This is a genomic window from Pseudomonas sp. GL_103 (assembly GCF_057835175.1).
In genome coordinates, this window is the sequence record NZ_CM174420.1 from 2,599,725 (window position 1) to 2,622,793 (window position 23,069).

The 23,069-nt window shown below is 62.2% G+C and carries 19 protein-coding genes; 7 read left to right on the forward strand and 12 right to left on the reverse strand.

The annotated features are described in order from the left end of the window. Window positions 1–6 precede the first annotated feature (6 nt). From AC3IP0_RS11990 to tssB, 9 genes are all read right to left on the reverse strand, one after another. On the reverse strand, window positions 7–675 hold the full coding sequence (locus AC3IP0_RS11990) for an endonuclease/exonuclease/phosphatase family protein (RefSeq protein ID WP_489319386.1): 669 nt from the start codon (window positions 673–675) through the stop codon (window positions 7–9). Window positions 676–690: 15 nt separating this feature from the next. Continuing rightward, window positions 691–1,224, reverse strand: a complete 534-nt coding sequence (locus AC3IP0_RS11995; protein WP_489319387.1) for a hypothetical protein — start codon at window positions 1,222–1,224, stop codon at window positions 691–693. A gap of 60 nt (window positions 1,225–1,284) precedes the next feature. After that, window positions 1,285–3,828, reverse strand: a complete 2,544-nt coding sequence (tssH, locus tag AC3IP0_RS12000) for a type VI secretion system ATPase TssH (RefSeq protein ID WP_489319388.1) — start codon at window positions 3,826–3,828, stop codon at window positions 1,285–1,287. 2 nt (window positions 3,829–3,830) lie between these two features. Further along, entirely contained in the window at window positions 3,831–4,856 is a 1,026-nt protein-coding gene (gene tssG, locus AC3IP0_RS12005) for a type VI secretion system baseplate subunit TssG (protein WP_489319389.1), read from the reverse strand. Next, entirely contained in the window at window positions 4,820–6,613 is a 1,794-nt protein-coding gene (gene tssF, locus AC3IP0_RS12010; protein ID WP_489319390.1) for a type VI secretion system baseplate subunit TssF, read from the reverse strand. Before tssF ends, tssG begins: the two co-directional genes overlap by 37 nt. Then, a complete protein-coding gene (gene tssE, locus AC3IP0_RS12015) occupies window positions 6,597–7,037 on the reverse strand; it encodes a type VI secretion system baseplate subunit TssE (protein WP_489319391.1) in 441 nt (146 codons plus the stop codon). The genes tssF and tssE overlap by 17 nt, the downstream gene beginning before the upstream one ends. A 15-nt stretch (window positions 7,038–7,052) precedes the next feature. After that, the gene (locus tag AC3IP0_RS12020; protein ID WP_008046674.1) at window positions 7,053–7,550 is read right to left on the reverse strand and encodes an Hcp family type VI secretion system effector; all 498 of its coding nucleotides are present in this window, start codon (window positions 7,548–7,550) and stop codon (window positions 7,053–7,055) included. 78 nt (window positions 7,551–7,628) lie between these two features. Further along, window positions 7,629–9,110 (reverse strand): type VI secretion system contractile sheath large subunit, encoded by a 1,482-nt coding sequence (gene tssC / locus AC3IP0_RS12025; RefSeq protein WP_046037251.1) that lies wholly within the window; start codon window positions 9,108–9,110, stop codon window positions 7,629–7,631. Window positions 9,111–9,138: 28 nt separating this feature from the next. Next, window positions 9,139–9,681, reverse strand: coding sequence for a type VI secretion system contractile sheath small subunit (gene tssB / locus AC3IP0_RS12030; RefSeq protein WP_046037250.1), 543 nt, complete (start codon window positions 9,679–9,681; stop codon window positions 9,139–9,141). 226 nt (window positions 9,682–9,907) lie between these two features. Between tssB and AC3IP0_RS12035 the strand changes: the two genes are divergently transcribed. From AC3IP0_RS12035 to tssA, 5 genes are read left to right on the forward strand one after another with little or no spacing between them, the layout of a single operon-like run. Beyond that, window positions 9,908–10,357: a hypothetical protein gene (locus tag AC3IP0_RS12035; RefSeq protein ID WP_008046672.1), complete on the forward strand. Its 450-nt coding sequence runs from the start codon at window positions 9,908–9,910 to the stop codon at window positions 10,355–10,357. Window positions 10,358–10,411: 54 nt separating this feature from the next. Beyond that, window positions 10,412–11,743 carry a type VI secretion system baseplate subunit TssK gene (gene tssK, locus AC3IP0_RS12040; protein ID WP_489319392.1) on the forward strand — a complete coding sequence of 444 codons (1,332 nt, stop codon included), beginning with the start codon at window positions 10,412–10,414 and terminating at the stop codon, window positions 11,741–11,743. Window positions 11,744–11,761: 18 nt separating this feature from the next. Further along, entirely contained in the window at window positions 11,762–12,529 is a 768-nt protein-coding gene (locus tag AC3IP0_RS12045) for a DotU family type IV/VI secretion system protein (protein ID WP_489319393.1), read from the forward strand. Then, window positions 12,526–16,347 (forward strand): type VI secretion system protein, encoded by a 3,822-nt coding sequence (locus AC3IP0_RS12050; protein WP_489319394.1) that lies wholly within the window; start codon window positions 12,526–12,528, stop codon window positions 16,345–16,347. The genes AC3IP0_RS12045 and AC3IP0_RS12050 overlap by 4 nt, the downstream gene beginning before the upstream one ends. After that, window positions 16,344–17,432: a type VI secretion system protein TssA gene (tssA, locus tag AC3IP0_RS12055; protein ID WP_489319395.1), complete on the forward strand. Its 1,089-nt coding sequence runs from the start codon at window positions 16,344–16,346 to the stop codon at window positions 17,430–17,432. Before AC3IP0_RS12050 ends, tssA begins: the two co-directional genes overlap by 4 nt. On the opposite strand, the gene AC3IP0_RS12060 is transcribed toward tssA, so the two are convergent. From AC3IP0_RS12060 to AC3IP0_RS12070, 3 genes are all read right to left on the reverse strand, one after another. Continuing rightward, on the reverse strand, window positions 17,429–18,400 hold the full coding sequence (locus AC3IP0_RS12060; RefSeq protein WP_489319396.1) for a 2-hydroxyacid dehydrogenase: 972 nt from the start codon (window positions 18,398–18,400) through the stop codon (window positions 17,429–17,431). The two genes, tssA and AC3IP0_RS12060, sit on opposite strands and share 4 nt — an antisense overlap. Window positions 18,401–18,583: 183 nt before the next feature. Next, window positions 18,584–19,171 (reverse strand): TetR/AcrR family transcriptional regulator, encoded by a 588-nt coding sequence (locus AC3IP0_RS12065; protein WP_489319397.1) that lies wholly within the window; start codon window positions 19,169–19,171, stop codon window positions 18,584–18,586. Between the two features lie 28 nt (window positions 19,172–19,199). Then, window positions 19,200–19,583 (reverse strand): tautomerase family protein, encoded by a 384-nt coding sequence (locus AC3IP0_RS12070; protein WP_489319398.1) that lies wholly within the window; start codon window positions 19,581–19,583, stop codon window positions 19,200–19,202. A gap of 377 nt (window positions 19,584–19,960) precedes the next feature. Between AC3IP0_RS12070 and AC3IP0_RS12075 the strand changes: the two genes are divergently transcribed. Both AC3IP0_RS12075 and AC3IP0_RS12080 read left to right on the forward strand, forming a co-directional pair. After that, a complete protein-coding gene (locus AC3IP0_RS12075; protein ID WP_489319399.1) occupies window positions 19,961–21,241 on the forward strand; it encodes a serine/threonine transporter in 1,281 nt (426 codons plus the stop codon). A gap of 179 nt (window positions 21,242–21,420) precedes the next feature. Beyond that, window positions 21,421–23,064 carry a SulP family inorganic anion transporter gene (locus tag AC3IP0_RS12080; protein WP_489327503.1) on the forward strand — a complete coding sequence of 548 codons (1,644 nt, stop codon included), beginning with the start codon at window positions 21,421–21,423 and terminating at the stop codon, window positions 23,062–23,064. The last annotated feature ends 5 nt before the right edge of the window (window positions 23,065–23,069 follow it).

A 23,069-nucleotide genomic window follows, 5' to 3' on the forward strand; every position in this document is an offset into this window, starting at 1 on the left:
TGGCCATCAACCGGTGACATCGAAAAGAATAGGCCGATGATCGGGGCCGGACATATCAAACACATGCCCAAGCCCAGTGAGGTCAACGACAGTAACTGTCACATCCACCGACGCCAGGACCCAGTCGAGAATGCCTCCTTTACTTTGAGTTTGTTGGCCTCCCCAGCATTCATAGGCAAGCCCCGCTGTGTCGAGTTGTCCGACGTTCTGATAGTCCAGGTTCAGATCGCCCGTCGCGACCCATCTTCCACCCAGGGCTGTGCAAGACTTGAGCTGGCTTCTGGTCAGTCCATTCTGTCCGGACTTGAAATGCGCGAGGAAAACATAACCGGTGTAACCTCCCACGCCGTGGGCCTCCACGGCAATCAGATCCCTGTTCAAGCCAAGCAGGCTGCCCTGGCTGCACACTTGAAGGGCCTCAAAACTTTTGACCATGACAATGTAGGCGTTCGAATAGCCACCGGTGAAGGAGTACACGCTGTAGTTCTGATAGATGGCCGCGAGGTTCGAACGGTAGTTGTCGATTTGCGCTGAATGTATTTCGCACAAGAAAACAATGTCTGCGTTCCAATAGTTGCTGGAACAGCAGTTGTGGATGAAGAAATCGACTTGCGTCTGCTTGTCCAGTGTTGAGGACTTGCCGTTTTTTTCAACGTTGAAGCTTCCGATTCTCATGCGTTCACCTATGAGCTACTTCTTCTGCCGGTAAAACACCAAACCGGTGGGCGAAAACAGGAACACCGTGTCTTTGGGGGCGTTGTCGTATCCCGTATCGCTGGAGATGACGATGGTCCGCATGCCGTTCTGGGCGAGTTTCTTGTAACCCGCCCGACAGCGTTTGCAGGGGGCCATGCCTTGATGAATGATGATGTTGCCCTGGATACCATTGATTTGCGCGATCAGCGTGTCGTCGTACAGCGCGTTTTCAAAACACACCGCCGAGCCGCGCTTCTCGCCGACGAACTTGCTCTTGATGGTCAGCGCCTTGCCGCCCGGTACGTATTGCGCGATGTGGAACGCAATACCATCGGCCAACCCGTAGCGTGTCGTTTTGGGCGTGGCTTCCAGGCCAAGGTTGTCGGCTTTGGTCATCATGTCGACCAGAACATCACCGACGGGCATGCCGGTTTTACCTCGCTTGTTGTGATCGACGTGCAATATGGTGTTCATGTCGATCGCCTTTCCGTCTTCAGTGTTGATCCCGCACAAGTCATCCCAATTCATGGTTTTTCTCCTGACTATCTACTTTCACCGAATGAGGCCAAGCGCGGCACTGCCGATGTCTCACTCCAACACCCACTCCGCCAACTTCCCCGTCACCTGCGTCATCAAAACATTCTCGATATCCCGGGCCCCGGCAGCACTGCACTTAGCCAACACCGCCTGCACAATCCCGGCATCGAACTCGAACTGTTTTCCAGTCGCCGCCTTGTAGCGCCCGCGCAATTTCTCCAGCTTCGCCAACACAATCCCCTCCAGCGTCGCCTCATCCAGCGGTCGATACGCCACCACCGTCATGCGCGCGAGAAACGCCGGGCGAAAGGCTTGCAGTAGTACCTTGTGCAAGGCTTCGTTAAAGGTATCGGTTCCAAGTTGTGCCGCCGGTGTGTCGAGCAACAGTTCGGCGCCCACGTTGCTGGTGGCGAGCATCACGGTGTTCTTGAAATCCACCACCAACCCGGTGCCGTCTTCCATCACGCCTTTATCGAACACGTTGTAGAAGGCTTCGAGCACATCCGGGTGCGCCTTTTCGATTTCATCGAGCAACACCACCGAATAGGGTTTGCGCCGTACCGCTTCAGTCAGTACGCCGCCGCTGCCATAACCGACGTAACCGGGCGGGGCGCCTTTGAGTTGGCTGACGGTGTGGGCTTCCTGGTATTCGGAAAGGTTGATGCTGATCAGGTTACGCTCGCCGCCGTATAGCGCGTCGGCCAATGCGTAAGCGGTTTCGGTTTTGCCCACCCCGGTTGGGCCGACCAGCAGGAACACGCCGACCGGTTTTTGCGGGTCGGTGAGGCCGGCGCGGTAGGCTTGCAGGCGTTGGGCGATGGTGCCCAGCGCGATGCTCTGGCCCATGACGCGCAACCCCATGCGCTGGCCGAGGGTGCGCACGGCGTGGGCTTCGTCGGCGAGCATTTTGCCGACCGGGATGCCGGTCCAGCCAGCGATCACGGCTGCCACGGTTTTTGCATCGACCTGTTCCGGCACCAGCGGATCGTCCTGGCGAATGGCGTCGAGCCCGGCTTCCAGGCGCACCAGTTCGGCGGCCAGATGGTCGATGCGGCTGTCGATGGCTTCGTCCGGTTTGTCGCTGTCGGCGCGCTCGCTCAAGGTCAGCAATTCGCTGCGGGTTTCCAGCAGTTCGCGTACCGCAACCCGTTCTTCATTCCAGCGCACTTCCAGTTCGCGAATCGCCTGCACATTCGCCACGGATTCGGTTTCAAGCAGGGTGATGCGCTCGCGGTGATCGAGCCCGGTGGCCTGTTCGCGGCGCAGTCGTTCGACCTCATCCCTGAGGCTGTTCTGGCGGTGACGCAGGCTTTCGAGCGGTGGCGGCACGTCGTGCTGGCCGAGGGCGACCCGGGCGCAGGCAGTGTCGAGCACGCTTATGGCTTTATCCGGCAACTGGCGTCCGGAGATGTAGCGATGGGACAGTTTCACCGCTTCGTGAATCGCCGCGTCGAGCACTTGCACGCCGTGGTGTTGCTCGAGTTTGGCGGCAACCCCACGGAGCATTTCCACCGCGGTGGTTTCGTCCGGTTCCTCGACTTGCACCAATTGGAAACGCCTCGCCAAAGCGGGGTCTTTCTCGAAGTATTTTTTGTACTCCAGCCACGTAGTGGCCGCCAGGGTTCGTAACTCGCCACGGGCCAGTGCCGGTTTCAAAAGGTTGGCCGCATCGCTGCCGCCTTCCGCGCCACCGGCACCGATCAGGGTATGGGCTTCGTCGATGAACAAGATGATCGGTTTTTCCGCGCTGCGCACGGCGTCGATCACCCCTTTGAGGCGTTGTTCGAACTCGCCCTTGACCCCGGCGCCGGCCTGCAACAGGCCGAGATCGAGCACACGCAAGCTGACTTCCTGCAAGGACGGCGGCACATCGCCGGCAGCGATGCGCAGGGCCAGGCCCTCGACCACCGCGGTTTTGCCCACGCCCGGCGCACCGACCAGGATCGGATTGTTCTGCCGACGGCGCAGCAGGATGTCGATGCATTGGCGAATCTCGCCGTCGCGGCCGACGATGGGGTCGATGCGTCCGGCGTGGGCGTCGGCGGTCAGGTCCTGGGTGAATTGGTCCAGCACTGAGTCCTGTTTCGGCACCGGGTTGCCGGCACTCACCGCACGTTTACCGCCGACGTGCTCGCGAGAGTTTTCGGTCCATTCCAGCAGATTGCTGCGCAAAGCCTCCCGGGGGATCTTCAACAGTGATGAAGCACTATTGAGCAACAGGCTGCGGCGCTCGTCGCGGTCGATCAAGGCAAGTAGCAGTAACCCTGAGCGAATGCTCTCCAGCCCCAGCACACTGGCCTGTACCACCGCGTCTTCGAGCAACCCGGTGGTGTGCGACGACAATGCCGGGGTGCGCGTGCTGCCGGACTTGAAGAGCTCCAGCGCTTTGTTGATTTCTGCCGTCAAGGCGTCGCGTTCCAGGCCGAAGCGCGGCAGCAGATAGGCGAAGTCTCCGCCCTCGATGTCCAGCAATTCCAGCAGCAGGTGTTCGATTTCAACGTAGTGGTGACCTCGCTGCAGACAGCGTTGCGCGGCCCGCTCCAGGGCGCGGCGGTTGTCCGGATTGAGGCGTCCGATCAGGCTGGCCAGTTCCATGTTCAGGTGATCTCCAGCTGACGAAGACGGGTTTCGATGCGTTGCACCGCCAGGCTGGTCTGGCGTTGCAGGCCGCCGTTCCAGCTGAGCAGTGGTGGTGCCTGGCGACCGAGTTTGATTGGGCCGGCGCCGCGTACCAACAGCACCAGGGTACAATCCAGGTCCGGGCCAAAATACAGTGCGCTGAGGCTGGCCAGTGCCGGGTGGGACTCGCCATCGGGCAGGAACCGCGCCGCTTGGGCAGAGGTCAGCGGGCCAAGGGTCAAGCGGATGCCGGCATGTTCATCCCAGACCCGGGTACCGGCCACTGCCGTACGCCCCAGTTGCAGATTGCGGCCGCCGGGGATCATGCGGCTGCGACTGGCGGGCGGGATCTCGCGCCAGGCACCTTCATAGGCACCGAGTTCTACCGGCAGTTCGAATTGCTCGCGCACGATGGCTGCAAAGCCGGCGAGGGAGCGGCGCCCGTCGGCGAATAGCGCGCTGCACGCCAGCACGGCACAATCGGGTACGGCCTGACGCTCCCGCAAGGCTTTGGGCAGTAACCCGGTCAGGGCCCGCAACTGCGACTGCACCGCAGACGCACCGGGTACGGTGAACCCCACGGCAATCCGGTGCTTGCGCATCACTTTGTACAGCAGGCTCAGCAGCCGGTGCTGGAACAGGTCGAGAAACTCAGCGGGCGCGTAATCCTTGGCCCGCGCGCGTTGCTGCAACCATTCCTGATAGGCGTAGGGCAGCGGGCCGTCAGGACCGCCGAGACCAAACACCGGGGTACTGAGGACCGGTTGCTGGCCGGGCTCCTGGGTCAGGCTTTCGATTTCGCTGGCGGCAAACAGCGGCGTCAACGGGCCGCGCAGGCGCAGTGCTTCCGCTTGCGGGGCGGTGCCACTGCCCAGGGATTCGGCTTGCGGATGTTCGCGCTCGAGCAGCAACAGCGCCTGCAACAGCTGGAAGCCCTGGGGATCCCGACGCAGTCGTTGGCTCAGGCTCAGAGGGACAGTGGCATGCCGGCTTGGGGTTGCCATGTCTTCACCTCCCTGTCTGATTGAACCAGCGCCGTGCGCACGAAACGGTTAGCGGTGGCATAGAGCGAAAAGAACTGCGCAAGCACCGCTGAAAACAACACCGCGCTGCTGCCGACGAAATGCTGCGGGTCGAGTTGCAGGCGCACCTCCAGCCCATTGCGCCAGCCACGCCAGGCGTCTTCGCCGACATGGGCGATGACGCGTTCACAAGCGAGGCTGAGCAAACCTTCGATTTGCCGCCAGGCGCTGGCCTCGTCACGCAGGTTGTGCAACTGGAGGATTTCCTTGAGTGCATCCAGCGCCTGTGGCCCTTCGACCAGCGACAAATGATTGAGGGTCAGTTGCGATACCAGCCGCCAGCGCGACTCGCCGTCCAGTCGAGGCACACTTTGCGGGCTGGGCGGGTTGCGCAGGCGTGCCCAGGCCACCGGGCCCGGACGCTCAAAGCCTAAGGGTGTGCCGGCCGGCAGGCTTTGCGCCAGGTGCCGATTGGTGCACAGCAGTTCCGCGGTGAGGCTGTAGTCGACGGCCTCGGACAAAGGGTCGAATCGGGTGTCGACCAGGCTCACCAGCAGGTCGGTGCCAAGGCGGTTGGGGGTCATGCCGCTGACACGGCGGGCATGCCAGTAGCACTGTTTATCGGCACCGCCATGTTGGCTGCCGTAATAGGCCGGCACTCGCTGAACCCCGCGACTGGAAGTGGCACGCATCGCCCGGATGCTATGGATCTCGACGCTGTTTTCCCGGTGGCTGTCGGCGACCAGGCGGTATTCGCTGCGTGTTCCGTCCGGGCGCAGTGGCTCCGAGGTTCGCGGAAACAGGTTGATCACCGGCGCGCAGCCCAGTGCAAGATCGCTGGCCTGAAGATGCAGGCGGTTGCTTGGGGCGCGGTCGAAGACGATGTACAGATACAGCGCCTGACTGTCACTGGTGGCGCCCGCCAGGGGCAGGTCGAAGAAGTTGAATTTGTCCGCGAAGGCAAAGTACTCGGCGAGCAGGCGCATGCCGGGGTGCACGCCGTCCTCGTCCGGCAGCAAACCTTCATCGTCGGCAAAACCGACGATTTGCGGCAGTCCGGCAAGGGCTTTCGGCACGCTGCCGACGGGGCCGGCCAGGACCTTCACGGCATGGGCGCCGAGCAGGTCGTAGAGGCAGGCGTTGACCACCGGGGACGCACACAGGTGGACGCGCAACTGTTCGATGCCCAGCGTTGACCACTGGCTGTCACCAAGGCAGCGCAAGCCCAGGCGCAACGCCGAACGCGCCTGGACAACGCCGGTCAGGGCCTGGGCTTCATCGCTGCCCAGCAGCAACGCCTCAGTGATTTCCACTGGCCACAGACGCACGGGGGCACTGGTGCGAAAGTGGATGCTTTCGCCTTTGTCGGTGGTGACGAACAGCGGCGTGTCGCGAGGCAATGGGTAGCCGCCGTCGAGATTGCCTTTGCTCGGGTCCGGCTGGAACTGCACGATGGCGCAGGACGGCAGCGGGCGCATGGCCAATGGATAGAGTTGTTCGAGCAGGGCATCGCTGAACTCGGCGTAGTCGTCATCGAGCCGGCGTTGCAGGCGGGCGGCCAGCAGTGCGAACCCCTCAAGCAGCCGTTCGACGTGGGGGTCGGGGCATTCGTCGGGGGACAACTCCAGCCGCCTGGCCACCTTGGGGTAGCGCTCGGCGAAAATGCCGCCGGCATGGCGCAGCCAGGTCAGTTCCCGCTGGTAGTAGTCAAGCAGTTGCGGGTCAATCGAGTCGCTCATGACGCACCTCAAGGCCATCGCTTGCCTTCTCGATGACAAATGCCACGGGCCAGTGCTGTTGGCCGCTGCGCAGTTCGCCGAGCAGACGGATGCTCAGTTGCTGCGGATGGTCGGGGACTGGATTGACCTGAACCTCGCCCAGTTTCAGGCGTGGTTCGAAATGGTTGATGGCCTCGCGCACTTCCCGCGCCAACTGCCGTCGGTCATCGCTACGCTGCTGTTGCAGAGCGGTCCAGTCAGCGAGGCCGTAGTCGAGAATGCTCGGTGGCGAGGTCAGGGCACGAGGGCCGCGCCGGGTGTTGAACAGGCGCAGCAATTCCGTGCGGACCGAGTCGAGCAGGTCCTGGAGGTCGAACACGTGTTGCGTGTCGATCTCGCTTGCGGCCAGTCGCTCGAACAGCGGCGGGAGGAGGGAGCCTGCCATGGCCGATGCGCCCGGTTACTTGACGAGCTTGTTGGCGGCCATGTCCCAGGTCGAAGCGGCCGTGCCTTCCTTGGTGCCGTCGTCTTTCTGCGCGGTCAGCTCCCATTTGATTTTGGTGAAGTTCAGCGACAGGGTTTCCACGGGCTTGCCACCCGTACCGCCGCTGACGCTGACGTTGGACAGCACCACGTTGGTCAGGGTGTAGATGATGAACGGCATCAGTTGACCACTGCCTTCAGCGGCGTTGCGGCCGATGATGACTTTGGCTTCCGGGATCGGCTTGCCGGCACAGCAGTATTCGTTGAGGGAGGGTGTGGAGCTGTCGACGAATTTGGTCAGCGTGAATTCGCCGATGTGCGGCTTGCCGGAGGTCCGTTCCGAGTTGCTGACGTCGTTGGTCACCTGCATGGCCACGTTGTGGCTGTAGGACATGACTTCGATCTTGTCCTTGTAGCCCTCGAGCAGACTGTCGCCTTTGATGTCGCCGCCGAGGTCGAGAATAATTGCATCCATCGCATGAAACTCCTGAAGGTTATCGCGCTAGATAAGCAGGGAACTCCCGCCGGGCTGGCCGACGGGAGCGGGGGCAGGTCAGGCGGCGACCGGTGGCGGCAGTGTGGCCACCAGGCGGATCGAGGCGGTCAGCTCTTCAAGCTGGAAGTGTGGCCGCAGGAATACCGTGGCCTTGTAGGCGCCCGGCTTGCCCGCGACTTCCGTCACATCGACCCGGGCTTCACGCAACGGGTACTGCGCCTTGATCTCCTGCGGCGCGTTGTCGTTGATCAGCACATAGTCGGCGATCCAGTTGTTGAGGTAGGTCTGCACGTTGTCGCGGGTCATGAAACTGCCGACCTTGTCGCGCATGATCACTTTCAGGTAATGCGCGAAACGCGAGGCCGCGAGTACGTACGGCAACATCGCCGAAATCCGCGCGTTGGCGTTGGCCTCGTTGGTGTTATAGAGCTTGGACTTGTTGGTGGTCTGGCCGCCGAAGAACACTGCCACGTCGCTGTTTTTCTTGTGACACAGGGCGATGAACCCCAGGTCGTTGAGCTCTTTTTCCCGGCGGTCGGTGATGGCCACTTCGGTCGGGCACTTGAGCGACAGGTCGCCGGAGGTGGTGCGGAAGGTGTGGGCCGGCAAGCCTTCGACCGCCCCGCCGCCTTCCGCCCCGCGAATCGCCGCGCACCAGCCGTATTTGGCGAAGGCTTCGGTGATGCGTTGCGACAAGGCCCAGGCGGCGTTGCCCCACAGGTATTTGCCGTGGTCGCTGCCGTTGACGTCTTCGACGTAGTTGATGCCTTCCACCGGCGAGGTGTCCGGGCCGTATGGCAAGCGCAGCAGGAAATGCGGCAGCACCAGCGATACGTAGCGCGAGTCTTCGCTTTCGCGGAAGGAGCGCCACTTGATCAGTTCCTGGCTCTCGAACACTTTCGACAGGTCACGGGGCACGGCCAGTTCGGTGAAGCTGTTCATGTCGAACAACCGGGGGCTGGCGGCGGCAATGAACGGGGCATGGGCGGCGGCGGCGACGTTCGACAGTTTTTCCAGCAGGCCGATGTCCTGCGGGTGCCGGCCGAAGGTGTAGTCGCCGACGAGCAGGCTGAACGGGTGGCCACCGAAAGTGCCGTATTCCTCTTCGTAGATCTTCTTGAACAGCGCGCTCTGGTCGAACTCGACGGCTTTTTCCAGATCGTTCTGCAGTTCTTTCTGGGTGACGTTGAGCAGGCGCAATTTCAACCGGGAACTGGTTTCGGTGTTTTGCACCAACAGGTGCAGGCCGCGCCAGGAGGCTTCGATTTTCTGTAGCTCGGGGTGGTGCAGCACCTCGTTGAGTTGTGCGCTGATCAACTGGTCGATCTGACTGATGCGATCGTTGATCATCGCCACGGTGTCCTTGTCGATGGCCATGCCTTCGTCGAGAACCTGGGTGGCGAACTCCGCGAGCATGTCGCGGGCATAGTCCTGCTGGCTATCGTCGTGGGCCATGCGGCCTTCGGCGATGATGCGGTCAAGCAAGGACAGGCTTTGCGTGGTGCTTTCACTGGTGTTGGCGCTGGCTGAAGCGGGCATGGCGACGTCTCCCTAAGTGAATGAGTGATCAGGCTTGCGGTTCGGCCGGTGCTTCGCTGTCGCCTGCGGGGGCGGCGGTATCCGGACGGGCAGACTTGATCTCTTGCAGGCCTTCGGTATTGGCGATGACGTCGCGCAGCAGTTTGTCCAGGTCATCGTTACCGTCGAGCTTGGTCAGCAGGTCGCGCAGACGCTGACGCGCTTCGAACAGGCGCCGCAGCGGGGTCACTTGTTCGACGACCTTCACCGGGTCGAAGTCGTCGATGTGTTTGAAGTTGAGTTCGATGTTGAGCTTGCTGTCGTCGCCAGTGAGGGTGTTGGTGACTTGCAAGGTGGCGCGGGGGGCAATCGAGGCGAGCACTTCGTTGAAGTTGTCGCGGTCGATCTCGGTGAAGCGTCGTTCATTGAGCTTGGGAAGGGGGTTGAGCGGCTTGCCGGAAAGGTCGGCCAGAATACCGACGACCAACGGCAGTTCTTTTTTCTCGATGGCGTTGCCGATTTCGACATCGTAGGTGATTTGCACCCGGGGTGGGCGGACCCTGTCGAGCTTGTGCTGAGTACTTTCGGCCATGTTGGCTGACTCCGATGCATGAGCGGGCGCAATGCATCGGGAGGCCCGCTCATCGCTTTCCCTTGCTGGACCGTAGGTTAGAAAGGGTGGCAGATGGACCTGTCGTTCCTTTGACAAACCTTGCACATTCGGCATGGGGTACCGAACTATCCAAGACGCTAGAACAGGTCTATAAAAATGCAAGCGAAAACAATTTTGGACCGACCCGAGAAAAGGAAAATTCATTTTGTGTGCACGTTTTTTTGCATTCGCCCTGTTCCTGACCCTCGCCGGGTGCTCGTTTTTCGGGCCTCGGGTGGACCTCGATAACCTGACCCTGGACGTCGCGCCGAAGGCCAACGACGACACTCCGATTGCCGTGGATTTCATCGCCGTCAATGATCCGGATCTGCTCAAGCAGTTGTCGGGCATCACGGCGCGGCAGTGGTTCGCCGAGCGCGATCAATACCAGCGCGACTACCGGCAACTGATGACCGTTTGGGGGCTGGAGCTGGTCCCCGGCCAGTTCATCGACAAACAACCCTTCCCGCTGGGGGGCAAGCGGGCAACTGGACTTTTGGTCTTCGCCAGCTATAACACTCCCGGAGCACACCGGTTACGGCTCGATGACCAGAGCGATGCCTGGCTCAAGTTCGACAGTCGCGAGATGACGCTGGTCAGCAATACTCCGCAGTGAAGACATTGCCAGGCCGCTGGTTTGCGCGGCGACGTAGACGTCGAAGGGAGTCGTATGAGCCTGTTACCTGACGCGGTTTGCTGGCACGAGGGCATGCAATTGCTGCCCCAGCATTTTCAGTTGCAAGGGCTGCGAGCCGAGGCGTTGGTGGCGCATTTTGCCCAGGCCTGCAATCCATGGTTCTGGGGCGTGAGCCGGGTCGAGTTCGACCCTGGCGCATTGAGTGCCGGGCTGGTGCGGTTGCTCGATCTGCAAGCGACGCTGCCGGACGGTTTGCCGATCAATCTGCAAGTGGGCGTCGGACCGGCGCTGGAGCTCGATGTCAGCGAAGCGGTCAACACTTCGGAAAACGCCACGGTCACGGTGTACCTGGCCGTCAGCCCCTTATGGCGAGCCGGGCAATTGCTGCCGCTCAAGGGCCGGCTGCAATCGGTGATCGGCGATGCGCTGCCGGATTTGACCAGCGGTGAGTACCCCGAGTCGATCACGGTGTGGCGTCCGAATCCGCGGTTGTGCACGCAACTGAACAAGGCCGACTCCATCTGTTTGCCACTGCTGAAAGTCCGCAAGGAGGGCGGTGGTTTCCTTTCGTTGCCCTACACACCGCCCACGCCTTGCCTGCTGCCCGAGTCGCCGTTGGGTCGGCGGGTGGCCGGGCTGTGTGCCAGGACGCGGGAGAAATGCATGTTCCTGGCCGGCCGCCTGCGCCAGGCGCAACAGGCCGGCAATCAAGACGATGCGCTGGAAATCCGTCGACAACTGACGGCGCTCTGGGCGCGCCTGCCGGAGGTCGAGGGTACGCTGAACAGTCGACTGGCCACCCCGCAGGCATTGCACGGTTTGTTGCTCGGGCTGACTGGTGCCTGGTCCGCGCTGGACCCTTTGGCCGGGGTTCCACCGTTCGCCCCACTGGATTTTCTGGAACTGCAGCGTGGCTATGAACCGGTCCTGGACTGGCTCGAAAGAACCCTCGAGTTGATCCGCGCCGGCTATCGCAGCCTGCCGTTCGAACGCAGCAAACAGAGCTTCTCGATTCAACTGCCGGACGATCAGCCGAGCCAGCGCCTGGTCATCGGTTTGCGCATGCCCAACGGCAGCAGCGAACAGGCGGCCGGCGAATGGCTGAGCGGCGCGATCATCGCCTCGGCGCCGCATGTGCCCTTGCTCAGTCGCCAGCGCATGAGCGGTTTGCCCCATGAGGCGATGAGCCGAAACGAGCAAGTGGCCTACAGCGTTGGCGACGACACGCGGTTGTTTGTGGTGACGGCCGAGGGTCAATGGTTCGACGGGCAATTGCCGTTGCTGATTGTCGCGCCGGCCGCCAAGCCGGCGAGCAGCCCATGGCAAGTGGTGTTGTTTGTGGCACAGGCCGGTGAAAGTGCCTGATCACGGAAGGGGCGTCGTATGTTCGAGGGGCATGCCGGGGCGGGTACACGGGGCTTGCGCGAAGCACCGTTGAGCAGCGCATTTCGCGAAGCCTGGTTGCAATGGTCCCGGGAGTGGAATCAGCTGCCCGGGGACAGCGATGACGATGCACTGGTGGAGGCGGTGGTCGACCTGTCGACGCAAATTTCCCAGCGTCTGTGGCGCACGGCTTTCGCCCGGGTTGGCGAAGCGGCGACCGATCAGGTCAAGGCGCTGGTCTATGCCTTTGTCGCCTTGATCGATGAAACGCTGTTGTTCACGCCGTGGCCGGGGCAGACCGCCTGGCAAGAAAAACCGCTGGAGTCGCGGATGTACGCCAGCCGTCAGGCCGGTGAAAAACTACCGGCGGCGATCAAGACATTGCTGGACGAGCAGATTCCCGCCACCCGCGATTTGGCCAATGTCTATCTGCAATGCCTGGTGTTGGGGTTTGAAGGACGGCTGCGCGGCGAACAGAGTCAGGTCCAGCATGAAAAACTGCGCCTGGCGCTGTTCACGTTTGCCTGGCAGCACGACGCGGAGTATGCCGATGTCAGCGCCCGGCTCGCGCAGCCTTCGGCAGTGCCCCCGGTGCAGTTGCCGGTGCGGCAGTCGTTGCCCGATGGTTTTCGCCTTGGCCTGGTCATTCTCGCCATGGTCATGATTCTGACCGGGCTGGGGCAGTTCTTCTGGCGTGACATTCGCCAGGAGCTCGACCCGGTTTTACAGAGCACCGACCCGGTGGCCACCTCGGAGCAAGACGCATGAGCACACTGGGGATCGTGGGGCTGGTCTTCGTCCTGTTGGTGCTGCTGGTGGTCATCGCGGTGGCGGTCTGGTGGTTGCGCACCCAGAGCGGGGCGGCGATCCGCAGTTTTTATAACGCGGTGCGCCATATGGAACAGGAGCAGGGCGCTCAGGACCGTTACCAGATTCCATGGCTGCTGATGCTCGGCGACGAAACCCAGGGCACCCAGTTGTGCAGCCAGTGGCGCTTGCAACCGACGGATAAACCGGCCTGGTTCGGACGCTGGTGGTCGGACCCCGAAGGCGCGGTGTTGGTGGTGCCACAGGCGCTGTTTTTGCCTGATGAGGGCATGAGTCTTCAGCGCGGCGGCTGGTGGCGCTTGTTGGGATTGATCCTGCGCCTGCGCAGCAAACGGCCACTGGACGGGGTGATCTGGACCGTGCCGGTCAGCCGCCTGGGCAATGCCGAGCAAGCCGCGAACCTCGGCCTGGTGGCGCGCCGGCGCTTCATCGATCTGTTGCAGCGGTTTGGCCTGAGCCTGCCGGTGTACGTGGTGATTACCGGCATGGAAGATTTGCCGGGTTTTCAGGAGCTGATCTCGGCGCTCCCCGCCGAAGCCCGCGAACGCACGTTGGGCTGGTCTTCACCCTTTGGCCCCGAAGCAGCCTGGCAGGCGCAATGGAGCGATCAGGCGCTGGACCAGGTGAATCGGGCCCTGTCGGAATCGATCATTGAAATCGGTGCGTTGTCCGGCCATCTCAAGGGTGAGCTGTTTGGGTTGCCGGAACAATTCGAGGCCTTGAGGCACCACCTGCAAACCGTGCTCGAACCGGTATTTCAGGGCAATGCTCAAGGCGAGGCGCCACGTTTTCGTGGGGTGTACTTCACCGCCAACCAGCCTTCGCAAGACGCTTGCGACGGGCTCTCGGCCTATGACAACGGGTTGCAGCAGAGTGCGTTTGCCCGGCAATTGTGGCAAAGCCGGGTGGTTGCCGAACGCGGTCTGGCTCAGGTGGTGCCCCGCTTGCTGCGCCTGCGTCAGCGCTGGCAGCGACTGACCGCTGTGGTGGCGCTGGCGGTCGGCGTGGTCTGGGCCGCCAGCATGCTCTGGGTCTGGCAGGACTCGGTCAAGGATGCGCATGAACTGTCGCGTCTGCTGCAAGGCGCACAGAAGAATTACGTTGCAGTCACCGATGAGTCCCATCGGCTGGAGTCGACCCGGCGCAACGTCCAGGGGTTCTGGCGAGTCCTGGAAAAGGCTCCGCGCTGGAGCTTCACCTCGGTGGTGTTTCCCACCTCCTGGTTCTCGTCGCTGGACAGGCAACTGGAGGATCAACTGCGCCTGACGGCCCAGAGCCATATGCTGGAACCGCTGCATGACTTGCTGAAGGCCGAACTGGTGCAACTCAAGGCCATTCGCAACACCGAGCGACGTGGCAACGTCGAAAGCGAAGACCCGGCCCAATGGCAGAATTACGTCAAGGCCAAGGACCTGGTGGAGCGCGCGGTACGTCTTGAGCAACAGAATCAATGGTTCAACCAGGCGCTGAACAACCCCAAGGCGCCCCTCGAAGACCTGGCGTTGCTGAGCAACAACGCGCTGTCCCTGAACCTCAATGCCGGTACGTTGCACCGTGCGGGTTTTTACAACCGGGTGTTGCTCGATGCCAATGGCGGTGAATTGAAGCCCCTGGACCTGGCCATGGAACGTGCGGTCATCGAGGAGAACTTTTCCGGGCTCATGGAGCGTTGGCTTGACCAGTATTTTCTGGCCGACAACTTCGTCCGTCAGGCCGGCTATCTCAAGTTGCATCTTGAGCGGCTGGAGGCCGGCAGCGGCAACTCCCTGGCGGAACTCGAAGACTTGCGCGCGCTGATCGACGACCTGCAAGCGCTGATCGGGCTGACCAATTCGGCCTGGAGTCGCGGCAAGGGCCAGGACCTGGTGCCGGGTTACCGCGAGATGATGGACAAGGTGCGCCAGAGCAGCCTGCTCGGCCCGCAGGTCGAGCAACAGCTGGATCAGCAAGCGTCCAGGTTGCAGCAAAGCTTTCGTGATCAGTGGATCGCCCAGGCCGGGGCCCGGGGCAACTTGCTGGTTCAGCAAGGCAGCGGGCAACTGAGCTTGCAAGTGCACGTCAACCAGTTGAACAACGCGGTACAGGCCCTGTTCAAACGGGATTTCGTGGCGATCGCCTTGCGCGCGGATCAGGCCGCCGCTGCCGTTCAGGGGCAGAACGTCGATGGTGACGATCTCGGTACGGCGCTGAATTATTTTGCCAGCTACAAGAGTTATGCCGCCGAAGAACTGCCACGCATTCCCCCGGCGTATCGCGATGCGGTGCTTCAGGCGGCAGAGGGGGCGGCGGCCAAGGCCATGTGGTTGAGTCTCAAGGACCAGAATGACCGACCCCGTGGCGACGATGTCTTCAACGTGCTGGCGCCACAGGCCGTGGCCTTGCAAAAAGCCTTCGCCGAGGTCCATCGCAACGATCTGGCCATGCGTGTGCAAAACGCGCTGAACCGTCGCGCCATGGCCCAGGTGGTCAGCGGTCTGGAGGAGATTACCGCGCAGCCGTTGTTCAGCGGGCGCAGTGAGATCAGCCAGTGGGACGGCTCGAAAAACCTCGGCCTGCAACTGTACGGCGCCCTTGATGTGCAGGATTTGAAGCTGAGCCTCAAGCAGCAATTCAATACCATGCTCGGCATCACCGAACGGCGCACCTCGGCGCTGGAGTGGCTGAAGACCCAGCAACAGAATCTCTCGGCGCTGGATTACGAGCGCGTCATGCAATTCAGCGCGCTCAACGATGAACTGCTCAAGTACAAGGACCAGAACCCCGCCAGTTCGCCGGCCCAGATCGAGCAGTTGGTGAGCCGCGACTTCATTGAAATGGACGCCACGTCCTGTGCCCAAATTCTGCAGACAGCCAGCTTGTCCGGCGGGCGCGGGACCCTGGCCCTGCGGGCCCTGGATCTGCAACAGAGCGCGATGCAACGCTGTCAGTTCTTGCAGCAGCAACAAGCAGCGGCGGCCTGGAACGACCTGGCCAACTATTTCAATCAATACCTGGCCGAGCGCTTCCCGTTCGCCAATGGCGTGCAGGCCACCGACGCCGACCCGGCCCGGGTTCAGCACTTCCTCGACTTGATCGACAAACGACTGCCCGTGGCGCAGGCCGGGTTGCAGCTGAGCCAGACGCCTGAGCGTCTGGCTGCCGAGGATTTCCTCAACCGCTTGAAGCTGGCCAGCACCTGGCTGGGTCCGCTGTTCGTGCGGGACAAGAGCGGCATCCTCGGCGTTGAAATGGACGTGCGCTGGCGCACCGATCGCGAGGAGGAGCGTGGCGCCGATCAGGTGATTGCCTGGGGCTTGAATGCCGGCAATCAACAAATCAGTTACCCCGGCGAGCCTCAGCCGAACCTGCGCTGGATGGTCGGCCAGCCGGTCCGGTTGACCTTGCGCTGGGCCAGGAACGGTTCGCAACGCCCGGCCAATGATCCGTTGCAGCCCAACCTGATGGTGCGTGATTTCGAAGCCGGTTGGGAGTACGGCGGCCCGTGGTCGTTGCTGCGCTTGATGCGTTCGCACCAGTCGGTGCAGCGCCAGCCGAACATGGACTTCACCGATTTTCCGCTGACATTGCGCCTGCCGGTCACCGCACAGACCAGCACGGCCGAGCAGACGCTGATGTTTGTGCGTGTGTCGTTAATGAGCCAGGGCTCGAAATTGCCGCTGTCCATTCCACCGTTGCCCACCCGGGCCCCGCGTTCACCGTTCATGCAAACCAGGGCGACTGTGTCTGCGACGGTCATGACTGAGGAGGAGGGCTTGTGAACCTGACTTCACCACCGTTGCCGGAGCTGATTGCCCGGCTGCTCGAACCGATCAGCGAACAGGCACCCTGCGGCGAGGATTTGCGTTACGAGCGTGAGTTCGACCAGGCCCGTGAGCTGCGTCGAGAGGACGACACCAGCCTGCCAACGGGGGTCTGGCAGTCGTCGATCAAACGGGCGCAATGGCCCGAACTGGAAAAGCTGACCACCACCTTGCTGCTCGAACGGAGCAAGGATTTGATGGTGTGCGCCTGGCTCGGTGAGGCCTGGTTGCATCGGGACGGCCTGGACGGGTTGCCAGGCAGCCTCGCACTGGTCGCGGGCCTGTGCGAGCGCTACCCCGAGCAGCTTCATCCCCGGGCTGAAGACGGCGACCAGTCCTGGCGAGTCATTCCCCTGGAGTGGCTGGTGCGGCGCTACAGCGAAGTGTTGCTGACACGGGTGGCGCTGATCGATCCGCGTCACGGTGAATTCGAAGGTTACTGTCTGGACGCGTGGCGGCGATTACAGCTGCAACAGGTACTGGTCAATGACAGCAAGGCGGCAAAAACAGCGGCGGAAACAGCACGGGGCGAACAGCAAAAACTCACCGAGCTGATCCGCTCCACACCTCTGTCCCAATGGCTACGTCACCAGGACAACCTGCTGGCGAGCCTGCAGCATCTGCAACGGCTGCAAGCCTGGAGCGATGCTTACCTCGGCGCCCAGGCACCGGGCTTCAGGGGTTTGCAGGATGTGATCGAAGCGTTGTTGACACTGGTACAGGAGTTCATCGACATGCAGCCACGACCGTTGACCGAGGTGCCGGTCGAGCCGCCAACCCAGGCGGCGCCAGAATCGGCCGGGCTGGCGCCGGTGCCTTCCACGCCTCAGGTGTTTCGCGAGCCGGCGAGTCGCGACGAGGCCTATCGGCAATTACTGTTGATTGCCGAGTACCTGACACGCACCGAACCCCACAGCCCCGTCCCTTACTTGATTCGCAGGGGGGTGGAGTGGGGCAACAAACCGCTGAGTGAACTGTTGGGTGAACTGATCTCGGCCGATGCCGAATCCCGTCGTCTGTGGACGCTGTTGGGCGTCCTTTAGTCGGTGACCGGGTACGGCGTGATCGGCTCGGGCAAGGCAATCGGCGTAAGCACCGGTTGGCCGGAGAAAAATGCCACGAGGTTCTTGCCCACCAGTTCGACGGTGCCCTGGGTGGCTTCCGGGGACAGCCCGGCGACATGGGGGGTGAGGATCACGTTGTTCAGGGTCTTGAGTGCATCCGGCACCTTCGGTTCGGCGTCGAACACATCCAGCGCGGCACCGGCGATCCGGCGTTGCTCCAGGGCGGCGATCAGGTCGGCGGTGGCAATCACGCTGGCCCGGGCGATGTTGACGATAAACCCGTTGGGGCCTAACGCGTCGAGCACCTGGCGATTGATCAGTTGCCGGGTGTCCATGCCGCCGGGCGTGGCGACGATCAAGAAGTCCGAGGCGCGCGCCAGGTCGGTCGGGGTCGAGCAGAAAGTGTAGGACACATCGCTGCGATGCTGGCGATTGTGGTAGCAAATGTTCATGTCGAAACCGGCGCTGGCGCGTTTGGCGATGGCCATGCCGACCGCGCCGAGGCCGAGGATGCCCAGGCGTTTGCCGGCCAGGGACGGGCGCATGATCTTCGGCCACTCGCCGCGCCGTACAGCGGCATCACAGCGGGGTATGTCGCGCACCAGCGACAGCAGCAGCGCCATGGCATGGTCGGCGACGGACGAGGCGTTGACCCCGGCGCCATTGGTGACGGTGATGCCCCGGTTCGCTGCGGCCTGCAGGTCGACGTGTTCATAGCCGGCACCGATCACGCAGATGATCTTGAGGTTGGGCAGGGCGGCGATTTCATCGGCATACAGCCCCAACGGGCCACGGGTGAGGACGGCGTCGATCTGCCCGGTGTGGCGGGCGATGGCTTCGGCGCGCTCGGCGGGCGTCGGGGCCAGGATCAGGTGAAAGCCCTGATGTTCAAGGATAGGCAGGTAATCATTGATGGTTTCAACCAGTACCAGAACGGTTACAGGCATGCGTGGCTCCCTGTGGGCATCGAAAAATCGGCTCGAACGTCACTTGAGATTGCTGATTTCAGGGTGGCTTGGCAACCACCAGCGATCGCAGCCTGCGGCAGCTCCTGCGCCATGGCGGGCACTGCGCTGAGTGTAGGAGCTGGCGAAGCCTGCGATCTGTTCATTGCGCGGGGTGCGGTCGCTTTACTTCGACGGCGTGAGGGCGGCCCGGGCAGCTTCGAGAATTTCATCCGACAGCGGATCGCCGCGGGTGGCCCGGGACAGCATCAGCGCACCGAACATCAGCGAGTACTGCACCAGCGCCTGCTGCCGCTTGCTGGCTTCGTCCTCTGAGTCCAGCAGCGAGCCGAGGGAATCGAGCAGGTTGTTCACGCCCTGCAGATAGGTTTGGCGTAATCCACTCTCGGCGGCCTCATGGCACATGTCCCCGGCAAAGGCCACCACCGGGCAGCTGTCGCCCGGATTGTCCCGGCTTTCGTTGGACAGATAGGTTTCGACCACGGCGCGGCGGGAGGCGTCCTTGCTGTCATGCTCGGCCACCCGCCCTAGCCAGCGTTGCGCGGCCTGCTCGAAAGCCCGGCCGCTGGCCTCCTGTGCCAGGGCCTCTTTGGATTCGAAGTGCCCGTAGAAACCGCCGTGGGTCAGGCCCGCGGCGGCCATCACATCGACCACGCTGATCCCGTGCAAGCCGCGTTCGCGAAACAGCCGGGTGGCGGCTTCGACGATAGTCTCGCGGTTGAGGTCGGCTTGTTTACGGGAAACTCGGGGCATGGGTCACTCTCGGTTTGCAGGTTGAATATCAGAGGGCGTATTGGGCAATCCCGTTGCCGAACGACCAGTTCTCTTTTTTCACTTCCACCAGATTAATGAAAACGTCCTCCAGGCGCACCGCCATCTCTGCGTTAAGGCTTTCGGCGATGGTTTTGTAGAGGTTTTTTTTCTGCTCCAGGGTTCGCCCTTCGTTGAGGGTGATCTGGATGACGACCAGGTTATCGGTGCGGTTGATGCCCAGATACTCGGGATCAAAGATGAAATGCTGCTCGTCGTGTTCGGCCAGGATCTGGAAGTTGTCGTGTTCCGGTACGCCAATGGTCTGGCGCATGGCGGCATAGATCAGTTGCCCGATGCGTTTGGCGTGGGAGGGGTCCCGGTGTTTTTTGATGTCGACGCGAACCAGTGGCATGGGAAGACTCCAGAAGGAATGCTGGTCGGTTAAAAATACATGACGTTTGACCTTTATCAAGTGGCAGACGCCATCTTGCGATGAAGTGCAGGATCTGAAAGACGCACAAATCCCTGTGGGAGCGGGCTTGCCCGCGATAGCGGTGTGTCAGTCACCTCAACGCTGAATGTGCCGCCGCCTTCGCGGGCAAGCCCGCTCCCACAGGTTATGTGTCGTTCACTATCGTTCGATTGGTACCACCGTTCCTCACCTAAGTCTTTGCTTCTGCTCACTAATCCCCCAGAATGCCGCCCCTGTTTCGGCCGGACGCCGCCTGTCGGGTATTCCGACGCGTCCTGGCCGGGTGGCAAGTGACCGGAATGTGGAGATCCCACCGGATGAATGATCAGGCCAATAGCGTTAACGAACGCTATGTAGAAGCGACACCCGCGACGCTGTCGAGCTGGAATCGCCAGGACACCACCTGGATGCTGGGCCTGTTTGGCACGGCGATTGGTGCGGGTACCCTGTTTTTGCCGATCAACGCAGGCCTGGGCGGTTTCTGGCCGCTGCTGGTCCTGGCGTTGCTGGCGTTTCCGATGACGTTCTACGCACACCGCGGGCTGACCCGTTTCGTGCTGTCCGGTCGCGAAGGCGCCGACATCACTGAAGTGGTGGAAGAGCATTTCGGCATCAAGGCCGGCGCGCTGATCACCTTGCTGTACTTCTTCGCGATCTTCCCGATCCTGCTGATCTACAGCGTGGCCCTGACCAACACGGTCGGCAGCTTCATGGAACACCAACTGCACATCACGCCGCCACCGCGCGCCGTGCTGTCACTGGTGTTGATCCTTGGCCTGCTGGCGGTGGTGCGTTGCGGTGAGCAAATGATCGTCAAGGCCATGAGCCTGATGGTGTACCCGTTCATCGTCGCGCTGCTGTTTCTGGCGGTGTATCTGGTCCCGCACTGGAACGGCGGCATCCTGGCCACCGCGAGCCAGGTGCCTGCGCCTTCGGCACTGCTGCACACCTTGTGGCTGGCGATTCCGGTGATGGTGTTCTCGTTCAACCACTCGCCGATCATTTCGGCCTTCGCGGTGGACCAGAAGCGTCGTTACGGCGAACACGCCGAAGAGCGCAGCTCGCAGATCCTGTCCCGCGCCCACCTGCTGATGGTGGTGATGGTGCTGTTCTTCGTCTTCAGTTGCGTGCTGACCCTGTCGCCAGCGCAACTGGCTGAAGCCAAGGCGCAGAACCTGTCGATCCTGTCGTACCTGGCCAACCACTTCAGCAATCCGACCATCGCCTTCGCGGCGCCGTTGATTGCCTTCGTGGCCATTTCCAAGTCGTTCCTGGGGCACTACATCGGCGCCAGCGAAGGCCTCAAGGGCCTGATCGTCAAGAGCGGCAAGCGTCCGTCCGCCAAGGCCCTGGACCGCATGACCGCTGCGTTCATGCTGGTGGTGTGCTGGATCGTCGCCACGCTGAACCCGAGCATCCTCGGCATGATCGAAACCCTCGGTGGCCCGGTGATCGCGGCGATCCTGTTCCTGATGCCGATGTACGCCATCCGCAAGGTGCCGGCGATGGCGCGCTATCGCGGTCAGGCATCCAACGTCTTCGTGACGGCGGTGGGCCTGGTGGCGATTACGGCGTTGATCTACTCGCTGACCGCCTGAGGTTAAAGATCAAGAGATCGCAGCCTGCGGCAGCTCCTACAGAGATCGGGTGACCGACACATCGCAGCGGTTCGCGGCCTGCGTAGGAGCTGCCGCAGGCTGCGATCTTTTGATTTTCAGCTACAGTGGCCGCTGCACGTGATACGTGCAGCGGTTTTTTTTCGCCTGGAGACACTGGATTGTCGAGCGCCCCAAAGGCTAATCCCATCGAGCAACCCAATCGCTGGCAGGACCTGTTGGCAGGGCTGTCGATTGCCGGCCTGTTGCTGCCCGAAGCGGTCGCCTATTCAAGCATCGCCGCCCTGGCGCCCCAGGCCGGGGTGATCGCCTTGTTCGCCGGGTTGCTGTGTTATGGCCTGTTCGGCACCAGCCGTTTTGCGATTGTCTCGGCCACTTCATCCTCCGCCGCCGTGCTGGCCGCCGCGACCGCCACCCTGGCCAATGGCGATCCCGGGCTTCGTTCGACCCTGGCCATCGGCCTGGTGCTGGTGACCGGAGCGTTTTTCCTGCTAGCGGGGCTGTTCAAGCTCGGCAGCGTGACTTCGTTCATCGCCAAACCGGTGCTGCGCGGCTTTGCCTTTGGCCTGGCGCTGACCATCATTCTCAAACAGGTCGCCAGTGTAGTCGGCGTGCATTTGACCGATGCCAATCTGGTGGGGTTTCTGCCGCAACTGCTGGAGCAATTGCCGCAATGGAACTGGGTGGCGGCTGGCGTCGGCGCCGTGGCATTGGCCTTGTTATGGCTGTTTGCGCGGTTTCGGCGCTTGCCGGGTGGTTTGTTGGTGGTGGTGCTCGGCATTGCGGCGGGGCAGTGGCTGGACCTGCCGGCTTATGGCGTGAAGCTGATTGGCGTGATCGACCTGAGCCTGGAGGTGCCGAAGCTGCCGGTACTGCCGTTTGCCGACTGGCTGCGCCTGGGCGAATTGGCGTTCGCCATGGTGATGATCCTGTATGCGGAGTCCTACGGCTCGATCAGTTCTTATGCGCTAAAACATCGCGACCGGGTGACCTCGAACCGCGACCTGCTGGTGCTGGGGGCTTCCAACCTGTTGTCCGGCCTGTTCCATGGCATGCCGGCGGGCGCGGGGTATTCGGCGACGTCGGCCAATGAGGCGGCGGGCGCCACTTCGCGTCTAGCCGGTATCGTGGCGGCGCTGGTGGTTCTGCTCATTGTCCTGACGGTGCTGCCTTACATCGCCCTGACCCCGGAGCCGATCCTCGCCGCCATCGTCATCCATGCTCTGGGGCGGGGCTTGAGCCTGCAGCCGCTGGGACGCTATTTCATCTGGCGCCGTGACCGCTTGCTGGTGATCTGCGCCGTGGGGGCGGTGTTGGTGCTGGGGGTGCTGGACGGCTTGCTGGTGGCGGTGGCGATCAGTGTGTTGCTGATGCTCAAGCAGATGTCGGCGGCGGATATCCAGATTCTGGGGCGCATCGATGGCGGTCACGACTTTGTCGACCTGCAGCGCCATCTAACGGCGCAAGCCGTGCCGGGCGTGTTGATTGTGCGACCGGGGGAAGCGTTGTTCTTTGCCAACGTCGAGCGGATTCTCGGCGGTGCCTTGCGTCTGATCCGGCATTCGCAAACGCCGGTTCATACGGTGATTCTCAGTCTTGAGGAGTCCCCCGACCTGGATGGCACCAGCATCGAGGCGTTGCAGGAGTTTTTCGTGCGGGTGCATCAGGAAGGCAAGCGGCTGATTCTGGCGCGTCTGAAGGACGATGCACAAACGGCGCTGGCGCAGGTGCAATCCAGCGGTGTGATTCTGAGTGGTTTGAGTGTGGACGGGGCGGTGCAACAGGCGCTGAAGGCTGGCGCATAACCTGT

Coding starts and splice junctions, on each gene's coding strand:
- AC3IP0_RS11990 (WP_489319386.1), bottom strand. CDS start 675: ATGAGAATCGGAAGCTTCAACGTTGAAAAAAACGGCAAGTCCTCAACA.
- AC3IP0_RS11995 (WP_489319387.1), bottom strand. CDS start 1,224: ATGAATTGGGATGACTTGTGCGGGATCAACACTGAAGACGGAAAGGCG.
- tssH (WP_489319388.1), bottom strand. CDS start 3,828: ATGGAACTGGCCAGCCTGATCGGACGCCTCAATCCGGACAACCGCCGC.
- tssG (WP_489319389.1), bottom strand. CDS start 4,856: ATGGCAACCCCAAGCCGGCATGCCACTGTCCCTCTGAGCCTGAGCCAA.
- tssF (WP_489319390.1), bottom strand. CDS start 6,613: ATGAGCGACTCGATTGACCCGCAACTGCTTGACTACTACCAGCGGGAA.
- tssE (WP_489319391.1), bottom strand. CDS start 7,037: ATGGCAGGCTCCCTCCTCCCGCCGCTGTTCGAGCGACTGGCCGCAAGC.
- AC3IP0_RS12020 (WP_008046674.1), bottom strand. CDS start 7,550: ATGGATGCAATTATTCTCGACCTCGGCGGCGACATCAAAGGCGACAGT.
- tssC (WP_046037251.1), bottom strand. CDS start 9,110: ATGCCCGCTTCAGCCAGCGCCAACACCAGTGAAAGCACCACGCAAAGC.
- tssB (WP_046037250.1), bottom strand. CDS start 9,681: ATGGCCGAAAGTACTCAGCACAAGCTCGACAGGGTCCGCCCACCCCGG.
- tssK (WP_489319392.1), top strand. CDS start 10,412: ATGAGCCTGTTACCTGACGCGGTTTGCTGGCACGAGGGCATGCAATTG.
- AC3IP0_RS12045 (WP_489319393.1), top strand. CDS start 11,762: ATGTTCGAGGGGCATGCCGGGGCGGGTACACGGGGCTTGCGCGAAGCA.
- AC3IP0_RS12050 (WP_489319394.1), top strand. CDS start 12,526: ATGAGCACACTGGGGATCGTGGGGCTGGTCTTCGTCCTGTTGGTGCTG.
- AC3IP0_RS12060 (WP_489319396.1), bottom strand. CDS start 18,400: ATGCCTGTAACCGTTCTGGTACTGGTTGAAACCATCAATGATTACCTG.
- AC3IP0_RS12065 (WP_489319397.1), bottom strand. CDS start 19,171: ATGCCCCGAGTTTCCCGTAAACAAGCCGACCTCAACCGCGAGACTATC.
- AC3IP0_RS12070 (WP_489319398.1), bottom strand. CDS start 19,583: ATGCCACTGGTTCGCGTCGACATCAAAAAACACCGGGACCCCTCCCAC.
- AC3IP0_RS12075 (WP_489319399.1), top strand. CDS start 19,961: ATGAATGATCAGGCCAATAGCGTTAACGAACGCTATGTAGAAGCGACA.